The sequence below is a fragment of the Halobacteriovorax sp. JY17 genome (genome assembly GCF_002753895.1).
Classification (GTDB): Bacteria; Bdellovibrionota; Bacteriovoracia; order Bacteriovoracales; family Bacteriovoracaceae; genus Halobacteriovorax.
The window spans coordinates 256,663-277,447 of sequence record NZ_NJER01000002.1; the positions used below are offsets into that span (position 1 = coordinate 256,663).

Annotated in this window: 17 protein-coding genes and 3 rRNA genes; 18 read left to right on the forward strand and 2 right to left on the reverse strand. The window is 39.2% G+C overall.

The window, feature by feature from the left end:
- The first annotated feature begins 168 nt into the window (after positions 1 to 168).
- The 18 genes from CES88_RS09590 to CES88_RS09675 all read left to right on the forward strand — a co-directional run bounded on the left by CES88_RS09590 (position 169) and on the right by CES88_RS09675 (position 19,883).
- Positions 169 to 1,725 (forward strand): 16S ribosomal RNA (locus CES88_RS09590).
- A gap of 243 nt (positions 1,726 to 1,968) precedes the next feature.
- Positions 1,969 to 4,898: ribosomal RNA gene (locus tag CES88_RS09595) — 23S ribosomal RNA — on the forward strand.
- Between the two features lie 138 nt (positions 4,899 to 5,036).
- A 5S ribosomal RNA gene (gene rrf, locus CES88_RS09600) occupies positions 5,037 to 5,153 on the forward strand.
- The 16S, 23S and 5S rRNA genes sit together here, the layout of an rRNA operon.
- Positions 5,154 to 5,336: 183 nt before the next feature.
- On the forward strand, positions 5,337 to 7,736 hold the full coding sequence (locus CES88_RS09605; RefSeq protein ID WP_290733780.1) for a DNA translocase FtsK: 2,400 nt from the start codon (positions 5,337 to 5,339) through the stop codon (positions 7,734 to 7,736).
- A 177-nt stretch (positions 7,737 to 7,913) separates the two neighbouring features.
- Entirely contained in the window at positions 7,914 to 8,714 is an 801-nt protein-coding gene (rpsB, locus tag CES88_RS09610; RefSeq protein ID WP_290733782.1) for a 30S ribosomal protein S2, read from the forward strand.
- A gap of 33 nt (positions 8,715 to 8,747) precedes the next feature.
- A complete protein-coding gene (gene tsf / locus CES88_RS09615; RefSeq protein WP_290733784.1) occupies positions 8,748 to 9,635 on the forward strand; it encodes a translation elongation factor Ts in 888 nt (295 codons plus the stop codon).
- Between the two features lie 79 nt (positions 9,636 to 9,714).
- On the forward strand, positions 9,715 to 10,422 hold the full coding sequence (pyrH, locus tag CES88_RS09620; RefSeq protein WP_290733785.1) for a UMP kinase: 708 nt from the start codon (positions 9,715 to 9,717) through the stop codon (positions 10,420 to 10,422).
- Positions 10,423 to 10,435: 13 nt separating this feature from the next.
- Positions 10,436 to 10,993 (forward strand): ribosome recycling factor, encoded by a 558-nt coding sequence (gene frr, locus CES88_RS09625; RefSeq protein ID WP_290733787.1) that lies wholly within the window; start codon positions 10,436 to 10,438, stop codon positions 10,991 to 10,993.
- Between the two features lies 1 nt (position 10,994).
- A complete protein-coding gene (gene uppS / locus CES88_RS09630) occupies positions 10,995 to 11,750 on the forward strand; it encodes a polyprenyl diphosphate synthase (protein WP_290733789.1) in 756 nt (251 codons plus the stop codon).
- 11 nt (positions 11,751 to 11,761) lie between these two features.
- Positions 11,762 to 12,586 carry a phosphatidate cytidylyltransferase gene (locus CES88_RS09635; RefSeq protein WP_290733791.1) on the forward strand — a complete coding sequence of 275 codons (825 nt, stop codon included), beginning with the start codon at positions 11,762 to 11,764 and terminating at the stop codon, positions 12,584 to 12,586.
- A gap of 7 nt (positions 12,587 to 12,593) precedes the next feature.
- Entirely contained in the window at positions 12,594 to 14,162 is a 1,569-nt protein-coding gene (gene rseP / locus CES88_RS09640; RefSeq protein ID WP_290733793.1) for an RIP metalloprotease RseP, read from the forward strand.
- Positions 14,162 to 14,776, forward strand: coding sequence for a hypothetical protein (locus CES88_RS09645; RefSeq protein ID WP_290733795.1), 615 nt, complete (start codon positions 14,162 to 14,164; stop codon positions 14,774 to 14,776). Before rseP ends, CES88_RS09645 begins: the two co-directional genes overlap by 1 nt.
- Before the next feature lie 112 nt (positions 14,777 to 14,888).
- Positions 14,889 to 15,431, forward strand: a complete 543-nt coding sequence (locus CES88_RS09650) for a hypothetical protein (RefSeq protein ID WP_290733797.1) — start codon at positions 14,889 to 14,891, stop codon at positions 15,429 to 15,431.
- Complete coding sequence (gene pssA, locus CES88_RS09655) at positions 15,428 to 16,186, forward strand: CDP-diacylglycerol--serine O-phosphatidyltransferase (RefSeq protein ID WP_290733799.1); 759 nt, start codon at positions 15,428 to 15,430, stop codon at positions 16,184 to 16,186. Before CES88_RS09650 ends, pssA begins: the two co-directional genes overlap by 4 nt.
- On the forward strand, positions 16,161 to 17,120 hold the full coding sequence (locus CES88_RS09660) for a hypothetical protein (RefSeq protein WP_290733801.1): 960 nt from the start codon (positions 16,161 to 16,163) through the stop codon (positions 17,118 to 17,120). Before pssA ends, CES88_RS09660 begins: the two co-directional genes overlap by 26 nt.
- The gene (truA, locus tag CES88_RS09665) at positions 17,107 to 17,877 is read left to right on the forward strand and encodes a tRNA pseudouridine(38-40) synthase TruA (RefSeq protein WP_290733803.1); all 771 of its coding nucleotides are present in this window, start codon (positions 17,107 to 17,109) and stop codon (positions 17,875 to 17,877) included. Before CES88_RS09660 ends, truA begins: the two co-directional genes overlap by 14 nt.
- 128 nt (positions 17,878 to 18,005) lie before the next feature.
- On the forward strand, positions 18,006 to 19,286 hold the full coding sequence (gene tig, locus CES88_RS09670; protein WP_290733804.1) for a trigger factor: 1,281 nt from the start codon (positions 18,006 to 18,008) through the stop codon (positions 19,284 to 19,286).
- 135 nt (positions 19,287 to 19,421) lie between these two features.
- Positions 19,422 to 19,883, forward strand: coding sequence for a hypothetical protein (locus CES88_RS09675; protein WP_290733806.1), 462 nt, complete (start codon positions 19,422 to 19,424; stop codon positions 19,881 to 19,883).
- On the opposite strand, the gene CES88_RS09680 is transcribed toward CES88_RS09675, so the two are convergent.
- Complete coding sequence (locus CES88_RS09680; RefSeq protein ID WP_290733808.1) at positions 19,880 to 20,068, reverse strand: hypothetical protein; 189 nt, start codon at positions 20,066 to 20,068, stop codon at positions 19,880 to 19,882. The genes CES88_RS09675 and CES88_RS09680 overlap by 4 nt on opposite strands.
- Before the next feature lie 69 nt (positions 20,069 to 20,137).
- A complete protein-coding gene (locus tag CES88_RS09685) occupies positions 20,138 to 20,770 on the reverse strand; it encodes a flavin reductase family protein (protein WP_290733809.1) in 633 nt (210 codons plus the stop codon).
- Positions 20,771 to 20,785: the final 15 nt, after the last annotated feature.

Genomic DNA, 20,785 nt, shown 5'->3' on the forward strand with positions numbered 1-20,785 from the left:
TATAAGTGCTAATTAAAGTCTTGGCGTAACTAAATCTTGGATGCTGTAAACAGTTGAAGTTAGTAACGTAGAATTCCAAAAGCCAAGAGCCAAATTTATTTGGAAGATTTAGAGCACTGTATATCAATTTTTAATTTTTAAATTTTAATGAAGACAACAGTTCATATTTGCTTGGAGAGTTTGATCCTGGCTCAGAACGAACGCTGTCGGCATGCCTAACACATGCAAGTCGTACGAGAAAGCTTCTTCGGAAGTGATTAGAGTGGCGCACGGGTGAGTAACACGTAGGTGATCTACCATTTGGCGGGGGATAACCAGAAGAAATTCTGGCTAATACCGCATACGTACTGCAATTTTGAAAGTAGCAGTAGAAAGAGTGCCTCTCCTTGGAAGCACTTACCAAATGATGAGCCTGCGTAGCATTAGTTTGATGGTGAGGTAATGGCTTACCATGACTACGATGCTTAGCTGGTCTGAGAGGATGATCAGTCACACTGGAACTGAGACACGGTCCAGACTCCTACGGGAGGCAGCAGTGGGGAATATTGCGCAATGGGGGAAACCCTGACGCAGCAATGCCGAGTGAGTGAGGAAGGCCTTCGGGTTGTAAAGCTCTGTCAGAAGGGAATAATGGTATAGGGTCCAATAGGCCTTATATTTGAAGGTACCTTCAAAGGAAGCACCGGCTAACTTCGTGCCAGCAGCCGCGGTAATACGAAGGGTGCAAGCGTTGTTCGGATTTATTGGGCGTAAAGCGCGCGCAGGCGGATTGTTAAGTCAGATGTGAAATCTCGGGGCTCAACCCCGAAACTGCGTCTGAAACTGATAATCTAGAATCTCGGAGAGGGAAGGGGAATTTCGCATGTAGGGGTAAAATCCGTAGAGATGCGAAGGAACACCAGAGGCGAAGGCGCCTTCCTGGACGAGTATTGACGCTGAGGCGCGAAAGCGTGGGTAGCAAACAGGATTAGATACCCTGGTAGTCCACGCCGTAAACGATGTGCACTAGATATTGGAGGTTTGACCCCTTCAGTGTCGTAGCTAACGCATTAAGTGCACCGCCTGGGGAGTACGGTCGCAAGACTAAAACTCAAAGGAATTGACGGGGGCCCGCACAAGCGGTGGATTATGTGGTTTAATTCGAAGCAACGCGCAGAACCTTACCTAGGCTTGAAATCCTGAGAATCTGATGGAAACATCGGAGTGCTCTTCGGAGAATTCAGTGACAGGCGCTGCATGGCTGTCGTCAGCTCGTGTCGTGAGATGTTGGGTTAAGTCTCGCAACGAGCGCAACCCCTATCCTTAGTTGCCAGCATTAAGTTGGGCACTCTAGGGAGACTGCCCGGGCTAACCGGGAGGAAGGTGGGGATGACGTCAAGTCCTCATGGCCCTTATGTCTAGGGCTACACACGTAATACAATGGTGCATACAAAGGGACGCGACCTGGCAACAGTGAGCAAATCTCAAAAAGTGCATCTCAGTCCGGATTGGAGTCTGCAACTCGACTCCATGAAGTTGGAATCGCTAGTAATCGGAGATCAGCACGCTCCGGTGAATACGTTCCCGGGCCTTGTACACACCGCCCGTCACACCACGGGAGTTGGTCTTACCTGAAGTCGTGGCCCTAACTGCTTGCAGAGGGGAGCGCCTACGGTCGGACCGATGACTGGGGTGAAGTCGTAACAAGGTAGCCGTAGGGGAACCTGCGGCTGGATCACCTCCTTTTAAAGGAATTGAACAGCTTGCTGTTCTATGACCGGTCAAGGAGCACTTATGCTTTTGGGATCTTTTTTCATCTTTCAACTCTTATAGTTGTTATTTTTCAAAGTACTTTAACGAGTATTTTAAAAAATAACAGCATAGATCTTTAACATTCTCATAACAGAATCAGATAGAAGACGAGAACCTAAAATAAAAATAAAATTCAAACCAAGAAAATTTAAAAACTTGTGTAAAAACTTTAGATAGATAAAAGCTACTAAGGGCATATGGTGGATATCTTGGCAGCAAGAGGCGATGAAGGACGTTTACTAGGTAACGATATGCTAAGACGAGTGATCAAGTACGCTTTGACTCTTAGATTTCCGAATGGGGTAACCCCGCTAGCAGAAATGCTAGTGACTACATGGTGAGTAAAGTAGCCATGATAGAGTGAACGCAGGGAACTGAAACATCTAAGTACCTGCAGGAGAATAAATCAATTGAGATTCTGCTAGTAGCGGCGAGCGAACGCAGACCAGCCCAAACCGGCCAGTTTACTGCCCGGGGTTGTAGGACCTCATTTAGGATTCATGAAGGCTAGGGGAACGTGTTGGGAAGCACGACCAAAGAGAGTGAAAGTCTCGTACCCGAAAGTTTGATTGACCGAGAGGTATCCTGAGTAGGACGGAACACGAGAAATTCTGTCTGAATCTGGGAGGACCACCTTCCAAGGCTAAATACTCCTTGCTGACCGATAGTGAACTAGTACCGTGAGGGAAAGATGAAAAGAACCCCGATAAGGGGAGTGAAATAGAACTTGAAACCATATGCTTACAATCGGTGAAAGGGCTATTGTAAAGCCTGATCACGTACCTTTTGCATTATGAGCCGCCGAGTTACGGTGTGTAGCAAGGTTAAGCCGTCGCAGGTGTAGCCGTAGGGAAACCGAGTCTGAATAGGGCGATTAGTTGCATGTCGTAGACCCGAAACGGGATGAGCTTGCCATGAGCAGGTTGAAGCGGAGGTAATACTTCGTGGAGGACCGAACCCATATAGGTTGAAAACTGTTGGGATGACTTGTGGTAAGGGGTGAAAGGCCAATCAAATTCCGTGATAGCTGGTTCTCTCCGAAATGCATTTAGGTGCAGCGTTTGATGATTACTGACGGGGGTACAGCACTGAATTGGCTAGGGGGTTTACCGACTTACCAAACCATATCAAACTCAGAATACCGTTAAGTACAGTCAAGCAGTGAGACTATGGATGCTAAGGTCCATGGTCGAAAGGGAAAGAGCCCAGATCGACAGTTAAGGTCCCTAAATCGTATCTAAGTGGGAAAGGTTGTGGAACTACTCTGACATCCAGGAGGTTGGCTTAGAAGCAGCCATCCTTTAAAGAAAGCGTAATAGCTCACTGGACTAGTGGTTCTGCGCCGAAAATGTAACGGGGCTAAAGATACGTACCGAAACTTCGAAATTACTTCGGTAATTGGTAGGAGAGCATTGTGTTTACTGATGAAGACGTACCGGCAAGGAGCGTTGGAGGCATCACAAGAGCTGATGGCGGCATGAGTAGCGATAAGAAATGTGAGAATCATTTCCGCCGAAAATCTAAGGGTTCCTGGACCAGGTGACTCCGTCCAGGGTTAGTCGGATCCTAAGGTGAGGCCGAAAGGCGTAATCGATGGACAACGGGTTAATATTCCCGTACTTGGTATTTGTCGCTTGACATGAAGGAGTGACGGAGAAAGGTAGCAAAGCCAACTGTTGGATGTTGGTTTAAGAGCGTAGGAGGAGATCTTAGGTAAATCCGGGATCTTGTTAACTCTGAGACTTGATGACGAGGGCCTAGCCCGAAGTTTGTGATCCTATGCTTCCTAGAAAAGCTTCGCATGGAGATAGATATCAATCCGTACCGTAAACCGACACAGGTAGATGAGAAGAGAATTCTCAGGCGCTTGGGAGAACTCTAGTTAAGGAACTCTGCAAATTGGTGCCGTAACTTCGGGAGAAGGCACGCCTTGCTTGGTGACATCACTTGCTGGTGAAGCTGAACGAGGTCGCAGTGAAGAGGGGGTAGCGACTGTTTATCAAAAACATAGGTCTATGCAAACTCGTAAGAGGATGTATATGGACTGACGCCTGCCCGGTGCTGGAAGGTTAAGAGGAGAGGTTAGCTTTCGGGCGAAGCTTCGAATTGAAGCCCCAGTAAACGGCGGCCGTAACTATAACGGTCCTAAGGTAGCGAAATTCCTAGTCGGGTAAGTTCCGACCTGCACGAATGGCGTAACGACTTCCCCACTGTCTCAACTAGAGGCCCAGCGAAATTGGAGTGCGCGTGAAGATACGCGCAACCCGCGGAAGGACGAAAAGACCCCGTGAACCTTTACTGTAGCTTGACATTGGGTTTTGATTAACATTGCGTAGGATAGGTGGGAGTTTTTGATCCCTGCATTCCGGTGTAGGAGTAGACATCCTTGAAATACCACCCTTTGTTAATTGAAATCCTAACCTACGATCCTGATCGGGTCGGGGGACAATGTCTGGTGGGCAGTTTGACTGGGGCGGTCGCCTCCTAAAGAGTAACGGAGGCGCACAAAGGTTCGCTCAAGCCGAATGGAAACCGGCTGTAGAGTGTAAACGCATAAGCGAGCTTGACTGCAACACATACATGTGGAGCAGGGTCGAAAGACGGTGTTAGTGATCCGGTGGTTCCGAGTGGAAGGGCCATCGCTCAACGGATAAAAGGTACTCCGGGGATAACAGGCTGATCTCCCCCAAGAGTTCACATCGACGGGGAGGTTTGGCACCTCGATGTCGGCTCATCGCATCCTGGGGCTGGAGCAGGTCCCAAGGGTTAGACTGTTCGTCTATTAAAGCGGTACGCGAGCTGGGTTCAGAACGTCGTGAGACAGTTCGGTCTCTATCCTCCGTGGGCGTAAGAAATTTGAGAAAATCTGACCTTAGTACGAGAGGACCGGGTTGGACGAACCTATGGTGTACCGGTTATGTCGCCAGATGTACCGCCGGGTAGCTAAGTTCGGAAAGGATAACCGCTGAAAGCATCTAAGTGGGAAGCCCATTTCAAGATAAGATTTCTATTAGACAGCTTGTAGACCACGAGCTTGATAGGTTGGGGGTGTAAGTGCAGTAATGCATTGAGCTGACCAATACTAATTTGTCGTTTTGCTTTTATCTATTTTATTTTAGGTTCACTTCTATTTGGTTTTGTTTTGAGAATGCCAAAGATGATTGATAAAATTTTCGTGGTGGAGTTGACTCTGTTTGCCACGAGTAGTATTAAAGAGTCCATATCTAAATTGTTAAAATCAGTTTGGGTGTGTCGATAGCGACGAGGAAATACCTGATCCCATCCCGAACTCAGAAGTCAAGCTCGTCAGCGGCGAAAGTAGTGCCAGGGGGACTTGGTGTGAGGCTAGCACGATGCACCCATTATTTAAAAAGCTCATCTTCGGATGAGCTTTTTTTTTGTCTAAAGCATTTGCAGGAGCAAATGATTCTAAGCAATACAGCGAGGGCAGGAGCCCGAGTCGTGTAAGTCTAAATTCTCTTCTTTCTTAAGTAACTTCGCAGTTTTTTCTTTTAGTGCAATCTCTTGCGCGATACAATAGTTATATGATCTCTAAAATACTAAAAATACAACTTATAGGCTTATTCTTTATTACTTTAATCGCTTTCTATGCGTATTACTTCTCTGATGTCCTGCCAGACAACTTCTTTCTTATTTCATCAGGGTCTAGTGATGTTAACTTCTTTAGTTATTACTTAACTACTTTGGTTGCGCTTGTTGGCTATTATACAGGTCCTTGGATTTTTCTTCCGTTCTTCTTCTTTGCTCTTCTTTACACTTTTGTTTTTTCAAAGAGAGAGTCACTTTTAGATGCTTTTAATGCTCTAACACTTTTTGGAACTTTCTTATTTTGCACTTATTTAGTTTATCCAAGCTTTATGGGAGCAGGAATTTTCTATGTCCTTGAGAATAACTTTTCAGGAATGATGATTTTCTTATGTACAGCTTTTTGTCTTGTAGGCTTCTTGGCTGGCTCTTTTAGAGAGTCTTTTAAAGATAGTGTTTTTTCAATAATAGACTTTTTAAAAAATGCTCCTTCTAAAGTGGCAAAGGCCTCTGCTCAAATTTCTCCTTCTGAAATAAATAATAGATTACAAAATAAAAGTGAGGACTTTGTTTCTAAAGTTAAAACAAAAGTACCTTTACTTCTTAAGGGAGAAGCAAAATCTGATGAAAAACCAGCATTTGCTCAGAGAATGGAGCAGGCAGAAAAGCCATCTCCAAGCGTAGAAGTAGAAAAGGAAAAGTCTTCAATTGCATCTTTTTTTAAGAAGGATTCTGGAAGTGATGATGTTGAAGATGTAACTCCAATAGAAAAAAACGAAGAAAAAGTAAGTCATTCAGTTATTAACGAAGACAAATCAGCTCCCGGTGGTGGAGTGGTGAGAATGGCCTCATCAACGAGCCCTTATAAGCTTAAAAATTCTAATGCTGGAGCACCAGAAGAAAGTCAGTACTACTCATTAGTAAAAACAATCTCTAAAAAGAAAGACGTGAAGAGAGTTGGTCACCCTGATGATAAATACTTTGACGAGATCACAGATATAATTGAAGAAAAACTCTCTGAATTTAAAATTGATGGACTCATTATCAATGTTCTGAAAGGGCCAGTAGTTGATACATTCGAATTAGAACTTGGGTCTGGTATTAAAGTTTCAAAAGTAACTGGTGTTACCGAAGATTTATCAATGGCCTTATATGGGGCACCTATTAGAATTGTATATCCAATGAAGGGTAGAACAACAATTGGGATCGAAGTACCTAGAAACCCTAGGGAAATTATCTATCTAGACGAAGTTCTTGATTCTCAAGATTTTAAAGATTCAAAGACAATGCTTCCAGTTGCTATGGGAAAAGATGCTTTTGGAGACACATTTGTCGTAGATTTAGCGGCCATGCCACATATGCTTGTAGCTGGGGCAACAGGAGCAGGTAAGTCTGTTTTTATTAACTCACTTCTTGTCTCACTATTAGTTAAGAAATCCCCAAGACAAATGAAGTTAATTCTTATTGATCCAAAACAGCTTGAACTTGCTGTTTATTCAAAGCTTCCGCATTTAGTAATGCCAGTGGTAACGGATGCAAAAACTGCCTCGATTGCTCTTCTTTGGGCCGTTCAAGAAATGGAGAGAAGATATTCTATTTTAAAAGAATTTGGAGTTAGAAATATTGCAGGATTTAACGAAAAGTTGAAAACTGCTGGACCTGCGATGATTGCTAAAATTCACCAGTACTATGAAGACTCTGGAGCAGACGAGTACGAACTACCATGCTTAGTGGTAGTGGTTGATGAATTTGCAGACTTAATTCTTACAAAAGCAGGAAAAGAAATTGAGATGAATATTGCTAGACTTGCAGCAAAGGCTAGAGCCGCCGGAGTTCACTTAGTTCTAGCAACTCAACGTCCATCAGTTGATGTAATTACAGGTGTGATAAAATCAAATTTTCCAACACGAGTTTCATTTAGAGTAACATCTTCTACCGACTCAAGAACAATTCTAGATAAGATGGGGGCTGAAAAGCTACTCGGAAAAGGGGATATGCTTTATAAGCGCGGAGTTGAAATGACTCGTGTTCATTCATCTTTTGTAGATGAGGCCGAGATTGAAGTTTTGACGGAAGAACTGAGTCAGCTGCCACAAGACTTTAATGAAAACGCGATGGAGTTTTTAGAAAATGGTGGAGAAGTGGAAACTGATGAGTACACTTATGGCTCTCACGTCGTAGCTCCAGATAGTACGAGCTCTGATGATGATATGTATAATCAAGCCCTTAGAATTGTGATGGAGTCGAGATCTGCTTCGGCATCAATGCTCCAAAGAAGACTTAGAATTGGCTACAATAGGGCGGCAAACCTTATTGAAGAGATGGAAACGAAAGGAATAGTGGGACCAGCTCAGGGGTCAAAACCTCGTAAAGTTCTCGCTGCGTCAGATAGCTTGTAAAATATAGTTTTTAGTCAGCAAATAATGCTTTTAGGTGGTCATTTACACCTTGAAGCATTATGATCTCTATGCTATTTAAAATCACTTAATTGCAATCGTGCAAAATAAACATTCCCTCTCGGGAAGGTCTACCAATTGGTAGCTTGAGGGATTAGACTAACCAACCTAGGAGTAAACATGTCTAATGAATTAAAAATCCAAGATCTATTATCTGCAGGAGCACACTTTGGTCACCAGACTCACAAGTGGAATCCAAAAATGAAGAAATATGTTTTTGGTGAAAGAAACGGAATCTACATTGTTGACCTTGGAAAGACAATTCCAGCAGCAAAGCAAGCATATGACTTTCTTAAGAAAGTATCTTCAGAAGGTAAGCCAGTTCTTTTCGTAGGAACTAAGAGACAAGCTTCTGAAACAGTTAGAAATGCAGCAATTAGCTGTGGAGCTAACCACGTTACTTATAGATGGCTAGGTGGAATGCTTACTAATTATAAAACAATTACTCTTTCAGTTGATAAGCTTAGAAAAGTAGAAAAAATGAAAGAAACTGGTGACTTCGGACTTCTAACAAAGAAAGAAAGATCTAAAATTGAAAAAGACGTAATCAAGCTAGAGAAAAACCTTGGTGGAATCAAAGACATGAGAAAGATCCCAGGAGCTTTATTTGTTGTTGATCCTAACTCTGAGAGAATTGCTGTTCAAGAAGCAAACGTACTAGGTATTCCTGTAGTTGCTATCACAGATACAAACTGTAGCCCAGATGGAATTGATTTTGTTGTTCCAGGTAACGATGATGCAATTAAGTCTGTTTCTCTATTTGCAGATTACTTTGCAAGTGCAGTTAACGAAGGTCTTGGACAAGCTAAGAAAACAGGAAAGCTTTCTAAAGATACAAAGACTGCTAGAGACACAACTTTAGAAAAAGAAATCATTTCAAAGTACGAAAATGATATCGATCTTAAAGGTGACGAAGAATAATTAATTTTTAATTGATATAGTGGAGAATAAAAAATGGCAATTTCTGCAAAAGATGTAAAAGAGCTAAGAGAGAAAACTGGCGCAGGTATGATGGACTGTAAGAAAGCATTAACTGAAGTTAATGGTGACTTAGAAGCAGCTGTTGATTACCTAAGAACTAAAGGTTTAGCTAAGGCGGCAAAGAAAGCTAGCCGTGTAGCTGCTGAAGGTGCTGTTGTTACTCTTATCGATGGTAATAATGGAGTAATCTTAGAAGTAAACTGTGAAACAGACTTTGTTTCTAAGGGCGATGACTTCCAAGGTTTCGCGAAAAGTATGGCAGAGTTTGCTCTTTCAAATAAAGCCGGATCTGTTGATGAATTAAAATCTGCTAAAGAAGCAGCTATCACAGAATTAACTATGAAGTGTGGAGAGAAAGTAGACGCTAGAAGATTAGTATCTCTTTCAACTTCTGGACTTTTAGGTTCTTATAACCACGGTGGAAAGATTGGTGTACTTGTTGATCTTGAAACTGATAAAGCAGATGCTCCTGAAGTGGCTGAACTTGCAAAAGATATTTCTATGCACGTTGCTGCAGCAGCTCCAACTTTCTTAAGTGGAGATGATATTGATGAAAGCTTTAAAGAAAGAGAAGCTGAAGTTTATAGAGCGCAATTGAAAGAAGAAGGGAAGCCTGCTGATATGATTGAAAAAATCGTTCTAGGTAAACTTGGAAAACTAGCTAAAGAAGTTTGTCTTCTTGAGCAAGCTTTTATCAAGAACCCTGATTTAAGTATTAAGAAACTTGTTGCTGAAACAGCTTCAAAAGTTGGTGGAACAATTACTGTTAAGTCATTCCACAAACTAAATCTTGGTGAAGGTATCGAAAAGAAAGAAGATAACCTTGCTGATGAAGTTGCAAAAATGACGAGTGGGCACTAGGTCTTACAAAATTTAAAAAAATAAAGGGGACTTTAATTGTCCCCTTTTTTTTGATCTACTTTCAAATATTGGAGCGCACGTGAAATATAATAGAATTCTTTTGAAGTTATCTGGGGAAGCACTTGCTGGCGACAAAGGTGGTGGCGTTTGTAACGAGATTTTAAACCAAATTTGTGATGAAGTTAAAAACTTACATAAAATGGGTGTTGAAGTCGCAATTGTAATCGGTGGTGGAAATATTCACAGAGGAGTTGCTGGAGCAACGAAGGGAATGGATAGAACGACTTCTGATCACATGGGGATGCTCGCAACAGTTATTAATTCCTTGGCCATTCAGGACTGTTTAGAAAGAAAAGAAATTAGTACAAGAGTAATGTCGGCAATAGAGATGGCAGAGATAGCGGAACCCTATATTCGCCGCCGCGCTGTGAGACATTTAGAAAAGAAGAGAGTTATAATATTTGCAGCTGGTACAGGTAACCCGTACTTTACAACTGACACTGCTGCGGCGCTTCGTGCCAATGAAATTGATGCTGATGTCATCATGAAGGCGACAAAAGTTGATGGGATCTATGACAAAGATCCAATGGAACATAAAGACGCTGTAAAGTTTGATGAATTAAAGTATATTGATGTACTAAATAAAGGTATAAAAGTAATGGATTCTGCAGCAATTTCATTGTGTATGGATAATGAAATTGAGATTATTGTTTTCAATATGTTCGATAAGGGTAATGTTCAAAAAGCCGTTATTGGAGATACTATTGGAACTATAGTTAGGAATTAATGGAGAAGAATATATGATGGATGAAATTAAGTCGACATTAAATACTCAAATGACAAAATCAATTGATTCACTTAAGCATCAATTAACGAAAGTTAGAACTGGTAGAGCGTCAGCTAGTGTTCTAGACGGGGTGTCTGTTGATTACTATGGTTCAGCTACAGCAGTAGCTCAAGTTGGACAAATTAGTACACCGGAAGCAAGACTTCTACAGATTCAACCATTCGATAAAACGATGATCGCTGCTATCGAAAAAGCTATCCTAGGAGCAAATCTTGGTCTTACTCCATCAAATGATGGGAACTTAATCAGAATTCCTTTTCCGGCCCTAACGGAAGAGAGAAGAAAAGAGCAAGTTAAAGAGATTAAGAAGAGTGGCGAAGATGCAAAAATTGGAATCAGAAACTCTCGTCGTGATCAAAATGAAGTTGTAAAGAAAGCTGAAAAGGCAAAAGAGATTTCAGAAGATGATTCAAAGAAATTTCAAGCTGAGATTCAGACAATTACTGATAAGTATGTCGCAGAAGTTGACGTGATTATAGAGGCAAAAGAAAAAGAGCTACTTTCAATTTAAAATGGATAAAGCAAAACTCAAACATATTGCTATAATAATGGACGGTAATGGGCGCTGGGCTCAGTGCCGCTCTCATGAGCGTATTTGGGGGCATATTCGTGGCTCTAAAATTGTTTCGAATATAGTTGAGGAGGCCGATGATCTTGGCGTGCAAGCGTTAACTTTATATGCATTTTCAACAGAGAATTGGAGCAGACCTCTCGGAGAAGTTACAGTTCTCTTTAAGTTATTAAAGAAGTTTCTCTTAAAAGAAAGAAGTAGAATCCTTAAGAATAATATTCAATTTAAGGTCATGGGTGATACATCAAAATTACCTGAGAAAACGAAGTCTTTAATAAAAGATTTAGAAGAAGAATCAAATTCAAACACCGGACTTAAGCTTACTTTTGCTTTTGGCTATGGTGGGAGAGATGAGATTGTTCAAGCTGCAAATAATTTTATAAAAGAAAATCCTGGGAAGGAGTTAACGGAAGAGCTCCTTCAGTCATATTTACTCATGCCACATCTTGGTGATGTCGATTTAATGATTAGAACTGGTGGTGATCAAAGAATATCAAACTTTCTTCTTTGGCAGTCAGCTTACGCTGAACTTTATTTTACAGAAACGAAGTGGCCAGACTTTACAAGAGTAGAGTTTAGAAAGATTGTGGAATTTGTATCTAAGCGCGAGAGAAGATTTGGTAATGTATGTTCTTCCGATTTACAGACATCAAAGTTGATGGCCGTAGAAAATAAAGAAATTATTACTAACCTTTAAGGTATATTCTCATGTCTAATACTCAGAAAAGAATTTTCTCTGCCCTTGTTTTAGCCTTTATCGTAGGAGTTTGCCTCTACTTTGGAACGAGAACAACATTACTATTCATTCTTGTCACTGGAGTAATAAGTATTGATGAGCTATTTGTTAATTTTTTCAAAGGCTCTAGAAAAAGTGTAAATTATCTATTATCTCATCTTGTTCTAATTTTACCGTTTATTTATTTTAATCTCATTGATGTGAGTACTCACTTCTTAGGAGTCTTTGTAAATGCGGGACTTGTTCTAAACTTATTATTATTAGTTTATCTATTCTATACTCCTATGGAGTCAAATTTTGTTGTAAGAAAGTTAAAAAAATACTCTATTGCTTCTTCTTTATTGATTCTTCTTCCGCTTATGTCTTTGGCCTCAATTTTTCAATTCAACAAGTGGATCTCTCTTGTAGTGGTTCTTCTTCTTGTAAATTTTGGAATGGATACTGGAGCATGGTTCTTTGGTAAGAATTTTGGAAAACACAAGCTTTGGCCAAGTGTAAGCCCAAATAAAACAATTGAAGGCGTTATTGGTGGAGCTCTTACTTCTGCATTTGTTGGAGGGATTGCATTTCACTTTCTCTTTGGAAGAATGGAAGTAAAATTGTTTATATTCTTTGCATTCCTAGGCTTGATGTCCCAAGTTGGCGATCTCATTCAATCTAAGCTTAAGAGACAATGTGAAATTAAGGATAGTTCTGCACTTATTCCAGGTCACGGCGGAGTTTATGATAGAATAGATAGTCTAATGTTCTTAACCCCATTCTTTGCGGTTGCGATCAAGTATTTTTATTTCGGATAGGTAAGAGATGATTGAAAAAGTATTGATATTTATATTATTCCTTGGGCCTTTAGTTTTCTTTCATGAGCTAGGGCACTTTCTATTTGCGAGACTTTTTGGAGTAAAAGTCCAAGTATTCTCCATAGGCTTTGGACCAAAGTTATTTAAATTTAAAAAAGGTGACACTGAGTACGCACTTTCATTAATTCCTCTTGGTGGATATGTGAAAATGTTTGGTGACGATCCATTCAATGGCGATGCTATTCCTGTTGAAGAAAGAAAGTATAGCTTTACTCATAAGAGTAAGTGGGCAAGATTTTGGATTGTCTTTGGTGGACCTCTTGCGAACTTTATTATGGCCTATGTTATTTTCTTTTCGCTCTTAATTGGTGGCGAGAAAATGCCTGAATTAAAAATGGGACTAGTTACAAAGGATTCAAAGTTTGCAAACTTCGGTATTAAGACTGGTGATATTCTTAAAGAGGTAAATGGAGAATCTGTTTCAAATCCATCTGATGTAGTTCTAATGGACGGAGGGGTGAAGACTCTTACCGTAGAGCGCTTTGGTGAAATGAAAACTGTAAATATAGGAATGAGTGGAGAAGAATTTTTTGAAGAGATGGTTAATTACCCACCATTTCTAAGACGTCCTGTTATGACTTCTTATAATGGAGAGGTATTTGCTCTGTCATTGAATAAAGACTCCGTAAATTGGGGAGAGTCTCTTGATGAGCTCGCAGATCATGCTGAGAACCAAAGTGTTTACTTATTTAAAATGAAAAAAGATGCGGACCTCGGTGATATAAATATCCAGGAAGAGAGACCATTTGTAAGCGAAGTAAAAATTGGTAATAAAGGAATGGAGAATTTCTTTAAAACAATGAGAGAAGCAAAGCTTTATCCAAATGATATGTTTGTAAAAAGTATTTCTATGAAATCTCCTGCTGAAAAAGCTGGGATTCTAGGTGGGAATATTATCTTGGGACTTAATGGAGAAGATATCTATAGCTTTGAAGTTTTAAGAGCAACACTTCAAAAGATTGAAACAAAAGAAGTTCAAGTAAAAATCTTAGCAGATAATATTGAAAAGTCTGTGAGTCTTACTCCGGATGTAAAACCTCAAGGGGAGAAGAAAGTAAAACTCATTGGAGTCTACTCAAACGGTGTATTCCAAGGAATGAGGTTTGTTGACACTCCTTCTAAAGGCTTTGTTGGGTCGTTCACGGGAGCTTTTTCAAGAACTTGGGACACTATTGTAAAAACAGTAGGCTCGTTTAAAAAACTTATTGTTGGAGAAGTTTCACTTAAGAATATTGGAGGACCTCTCGCTATTGGTAAGGTTGCTTCGGATTCTTTTCAGACGAGCCTTTCTTACTTTTTTCAATTGATGGCCTTGATTTCAGTTAACCTTGGAGTTATAAACCTATTCCCAATTCCAGTTTTGGATGGCGGGCATATTTTATTTCTAGGACTTGAATTTTTAAATAGAGGACCCGTCTCCAGAAGAAAAATGGAAATTGCACAACAATTTGGTCTTTCAATGTTACTGATGCTGATGATTGGTGCGATCTTTAACGACGTGGTGAGATTCTTTTAATGGCCTACCTCTTTATCGATACCTCTGATCATTTAGTGCTAGGTCTTTTAGACGAAGAGTATAATTGGTTAGAGTTTATCGAAACGGATGACAAGAAGAGCTCAGCCTCTATCCATTCTCATATTTACAATCTCTTAGAGCTTAGAGGATTGAAAGTAAAAGAGATCAAGGGACTTTTTCAAGTTGCTGGACCTGGCTCATATACAGGAATGAGAATATCTGAAGGGATTGCCCAAGTTCTTGAGTGGCAGAATATCCCGATATACTCTTTCTATCATTTTGCTGTTCCTTATATTTTAGGTGTTAATAATGGCGCTTGGGTTTCTAAGGCCTTTAAGAATGAAGTATTTCTCTATGAGTGGCGCGGTAGTGTAGTAAAAAAATCTCTACATGCTGAGAGCGAATTAGTCTCTTTGCAAAATAGTTTAAGGCATGAGCTCGGTGAGTTTTGGACTCACTTTGATGGAAACTTTGAGGGGGTTAAACTTTCGAGCGCAAAGCTTATGAAAGATAATCTAAAAGAGCTATTAACTCATGTCGCAGACAGTCAGATGAGAGAAAAGCCCTTTTATTACAGATCCTTAGAAAATGAGTTCCGTGTAAGCAATAAATGACATTGGCGCAATTTGTTGATAGATTTATTACATGGGATTAACTTACTTACCTCGGTGGATATATTTCTGTATTTCATTTCTAGCATTCTTGTTAATGCTATCGTTTGGTTTTTTGGGATTCCTATTAACCGTCGCGGCCTTTGCTTTTCTCTTTGGAATTTTTAGAAAACAAAAACAAGATTTTAGAGATCATTCTAACGATAATGTTATTGTCTCTCCTGTTAATGGAAGAGTTTATAAAATTTATAAAAATGTAGATCATGACTTCTTTGGAAAAGATATGACTTGTGTTCTTATTCAAGTTCCCTTCTGGAAAGAGTTTGGATTGTTTTTCCCTGCGAAGGCCGAAATTCATGAGGTTCAATCTAGTAGAAAAGATTGTCTTGATCACCTTGTAAAGTTTAGACTATCAAGTGGAATAGATATAGGTCTTGCTGTTGGACAAAATATTCTTAGGCTTGCGCCACAGATTGTAGTGCTGCCTGGGGACCGTGGGAAACAGAAAGTTAATTTTGGATTTCTTCCAATGGGTGGTGAGGTGAAAGTATACATCCCATCTGTGTTGGAAGTTTTAATTAATGAAAAAGATGAAGTAGTTGCTGGCGAAGGAATTCTTGCTGGGATACCTACAGATGTTGAGGAAAAAATAATATGATTGATCAACCTAAGAGACTTGCTTTCTTTTTACCAAACACTTTTACAGCGTTGAATATGGCCTGTGGTTTTGCCTCAGTAATAATGTCGTGGAATGGACAATTCTATAATGCAAGTATGATTCTTCTTTTAGGAGCAATCTTTGATTCCGTTGATGGAAGAGTTGCTAGAATGACTGGAACCCAATCTCAGTTTGGAGAGCAATTTGATTCAATCAGTGATGTTGTATCATTTGGTATAGCTCCTGCATTTCTTGTTTATAACTGCTTTTTTAAAGATCTTGGACGACTTGGAATGGTCGTATCATTTATTTATCTTCTTTGTGGAGCCTTGAGACTTGCTAGGTTTAATGCAAATATTGATAAAGTAAGTAGTGATTATTTTCAAGGCCTTCCTATTCCGACTGCAGCTTTAGGACTTGTGGGTTATGTTCTACTAGCAATTGAGTTTGAACTTATTAAAACTTTAACCCCTTTTACAATTTTCTATGTTGTCCTTTACTCTTTGCTGATGATTTCAAATGTTCCATTTTATTCATTTAAAAATGCAGCATGGGTAAAAACTCATAAGAAGAGAGTATTAGCTTTAATATTTCTTTTGCTAGCATTGATATTTACATATGAACAATTAATGATTGGTGTAATCACTGGAGCGTATGTTCTTGGTGGATTGATTTACTTTATTACTCATAAAGGTGCACTTGAAGATGTTTTTTCATGGAAGAGCGAAAATGATGAAATTAACGAAGGTAATTAAGTTATTTACTTTAACTCTAATTTTAGCAAATTCTTATGCTGAAGACTTCGGGCAAACGGTGCCTGGAAGTATTCCAAATGCAATGGAAGACGTTAAAGTTGATGGTGAAAGTGTCTATATTCCAGATGGAAATGAAAGACCATTAGATAAGGTTGAGAAGAAGAAAACGTCGGCACTTGTGCCGGGTGAAGAAGATTATGGAACTGAGGTCTCAGGCAAAGGTTCTCCTTCGCAGTTTAACTCAGGCGCGCCATTTAGTGGACTTGATTCTGACAGCTATATTACCTATACGAATAAAGATATTTTAAAAGGACTTGCAAAGAAGAGTAAGTCGTCTTTTTCATTCGAATTTTTTCAAAATAATTTTGATTACACTGATACTAGAGGAGTATATTCAAAAACTTTTGATTCCGATTCAGGAGCAAAAGGTGGATCACTTCATATTTCAATGGATCGCTATTTATATAAAGGCTTTCTAAATTTTGGTTATGGTGGTGGACTTGGAGTTGGTTATAGTACAGGAAAAGGGATTTTTGCAGACGATAATACAGTTAGTAAAACTCGATTTAATCTCTACTCGTTGCCAATTGATTTAAGACTACTCATTGAATTGCCTATAGGAGAAGTTGTTAAGCTATCATTTGCTGGAGGACCAAGTGTTATGGGCCTCATTCAAAATAGAAGTGATAGAGATGACGGTGATAAAGATAAAGAGAGACGGCAAGTAGGCTATGGGTATTCTGCAGAAGGAAAACTTAAGTTAAATCTAGGGCACCTTTTTACGGATACAGGTTTTGAATACTATAGAACTCATGAGGTTAGTTTCATGTCTATTGATTTGGCCATCCGTACACAAAATTATTCTGGATTTGCAGATGAAGTTGAAATTTCGGGAATGTCATACGGCTTAGGTTTCACTTTTGAATTTCTATAAATTAAAAATTAAATATAAAGGCCAGCGCTATCAGGGTTGGCAAAAGCAACCTCATTCTGAATTAACGATTCAAGGGCAATTAGAGAAAGCTCTTTTAAAAATTGTAAAATCAAATGATATTCATACAATTGGTTCGGGTAGAACAGACTCGGGGGTCCATGCTCTCGCTCAAGTTGCCAGAATTCAAATTCCATTTTCAATTGAGAGTTCATCACTACTTAAGGCGATAAATTCTCACTTACCTGATGATATTGAATGCATGACTTGCGAGGATTCGAGTGAAGACTTTCATCCAGTTTTTGGGGCCAAGGATAAGACCTATCGTTATGTTTTTAGTCTTGGAAAAAGAAGGGATGCACTTGCTGGTGATATGGTGACTTATCTTTCTCGGAGCCTAGATATTGAAAAAATGAAAATGGCCTGCAAAGAGTTCATTGGAGAGCATGACTTTGCAGATTTTTACACAACGGGCACGGAAGTTTCATCTACAGTTAGAAGAATTTTTGACTGTAGCTTAGAAAAGTCATCTGGCTCAGGGTTTCTTAAAGATATCTACCCCGAGTACTTTGTCTTTGAAGTTAAAGGAAGTGGCTTCTTGAAGCAGATGGTCAGGCTGATGGTTGCAACTATTTGGAATATTGGAGAAGGGAAAGTGAGCTTAGATGAGCTTCGGGTGGCCCTTAGCTCACCAACTGGCAGAAAGCTGGCTCCAGTGGCCCCTCCCCAAGGACTTTATCTCTATGAAGTGAATTACTAGCCCTTTAACAAAACTCGCAAATCCCCTCTCTAATACAGTACTTTCATTGACTTTTGAGGCCAATCTCGATACTTTCACCACCTAAAAATTAAGTTAATATGATGCAACTAGTTACGCGAGGGAAAGATATGTCTTATACTGTTGAAACAATTAATGATTGTACAAAGAAAATTGTTTTTAATTTTGAAACTCTAGATCTTACTGCTGAAATTAAAACAGCAATTGTTCAAAAGCAAAAAACAACCTCATTAAAAGGTTTTAGAAAAGGAAAAGCTCCTTTAAGTATGGTTGAGCAAGTTTATGGACCACAAATCCAATCAGAAGCTTTAAATCAATTTGTACAAAATCAATTCTTTGATGCTGTTCAAAAAGAAGAGCTAAGAATCGTTGGTTACCCATCGTTTGAAAATATGAATTACGATGAAGGGAAATCAGTTAAGTTTGATGCTCTCGTTGAAATTTTCCCAACTGTAGAAGTAAAAGGTTTAGATAAAATTACTGTAGCTAAAGAAACAGTAGCGGTTTCTGACGAAGATGTTACAGCAATGGAAAAGAATTACCTAGGTTCTAGAGCAGAGATGAAAGAAATTGAAGAAGATGTGAAACTGGCAAATGGTCAATTCGCAGTTCTTAACTTTCAAGGTGAAAAAGAAGATGGTGAGAAGCCAGAAAATATGAAAGGTGAAGAGTTCTTACTTGAAATTGGTTCAGGGCAATTTATCCCAGGATTTGAAGAAGGTATGATTGGTATGAAAAAAGGTGAGAAGAAAGTTATTGAACTTACTTTCCCTGGAGACTACCACGTTGAAGAACTTAAAAACTCTAAAGTAAAATTTGATACTGAGCTTTTAGAAATTAAGCAAAAGGTATTCCCTGACTTTACAGATGAGCTTGCTAAAGAATTTGGATTTGAAACTGTAGAAGATTTCAAAACAAAAACAAAAGATAATCTCTTTAAGCAAAAAGAAAGAGAAGTTGCTGAGAAAATGCACCAAGAAATTCTTGAGAAATTAATTGAAGCAAATAAGTTTGATGTTCCAGCTTCACTTGTTTCGCAGCAAGAAGCTAGCCTTAAAGAAGATCTTTCTAGAAACCTTAAAGGGCAAGGGTTCAACGAGCAAATGCTTGGTGAGTACTTTGAAAAATGGGCAGGAGATCTTTCTGAGAAAGCAACTTTTCAAGTTCGTTCAGGATTAATTCTTGATAACCTTGCAAAGAAATACAATGTTGAAGCAACAGATTCTGACTTTGATGCAAAGATTGAAGAGATGGCCGCTGGTTCAGGTATGCAAGCTGATCAAATTAAAGGTTACTATTCTTCTGATGCAAAACTAAAAGGAAACTTAATGTACGCTATCAGAGAAGAGAAGACTTTTGAGAAGATTAAAGAAGAAATTAAACTAAAGTAATTTGTTTAAATATTGATCAAATATCACTAAGCCCGCGTAAATGCGGGCTTTTTTTATTGTATTTTTTATAGTGGTAGTTGTGTGGTGTTCGAATTTCTGTAGAATTTATCTAAATAAATATATCTGGAGTATATAGTGAAATCAGCCCTAAAGGTTCTTTTAGTCTTTATTTTTATTACTAATATTGCGGCTTCCTCAGATCCTGCAGTTGAAACTATTTCAAAAGTTGCAGCAGACTTTAAACAGGATTTGATTCGAGAGCACTCAGCAGAGAGCGTGAAGATAGTTGTTAAGAAGATTAGAGGACTTGATGCACTTGATGTTCGTGAATATATTGAAGATGGAGCCTACTCAGGAGGGACGTCTTTTATAGCTGATAAAATTAAGTTTTGTGATGGAAGAGATTGTCGAATTTTTCACATGAAAGCTGTTATTACAACGCCAATCGGACTTGAATTTACTTTTGTAAGAGTTCTCTTATTGCATAAGAGAAATGATTCAATACCAGACGTCTTAGACTTCTTCGTTGAAACAGGTCTACTTGCTAACCCTAGAACTGTTGACAGTGAAGGATGGGGTGAGCTTTTCTCAATTTAAAAGACATTTAACTTATTAAAAGCCGAGGCCATCTTTTGCACAAACTTAGATGGCCTTTTTAGTACAGCAGCAGATTCTTCTGCATTTTTCTCTGCCGTGGCCATTGTGATTCTTGTCTTAGTGGCAATTGAACCAGCTTTGTTAATCTCTTTTAATCTTTCTTGTGTTGTTTGATTTATTTTCATAGAAGCCCTATCGGAAGGGCCGGTGACAAACTTGAGGAAAAATGTAGGGTATTCCTCAAGTCATTGAAATTATTTTTGAATTTGCTTCTGCATAAGGCGCTCTCTTTGAATGAGATGATCGCAGAGTATCCAATCATTGCCAGCACCTCTTCCCACAGGTTTGAATTTAGAAGTATCAATTCTTCCTGAATCGAGAAGATCCTCATTTATATGAACCTTTACCACCTCTCCAGTAATAATTTGCCCACAACCAGGTTCATCGCCATAGCTAAGGTGATCTCTATAGATACATTCAAAGTGTATTTTACTTTCAAGGATTCTCTTGGCCTTAACAATGTCTGAATCAATTGGTGTAAGTCCCGCAAGTTTAAATTCATCTTCCCCGTAAGGTAGCTCTACAGAAGTTGTATTGATCTGATCAATGATCTCTTCACTGACAAAGCTCACAACAAATTCTTTCTCTCTAAAAATATTTCTAGGAGTATCTTTCATCTCTCCTGTTGAACTCTTGATCATTGGAGAGAAGGCGATAATCATTGGCTTAGCACTAACAGCTGTGAAAAATGAAAAAGGAGCTACGTTATTTGTTCCATTCTCATTTACTGTTGAGACCACTGCAATTGGCCTTGGAAGTATAGAGCCAATAAGAAATTTATAATTTTTAGCAAATTCACCATTTGTATCGAAACTTTTCATATTCATAATTTAATCCTTTTG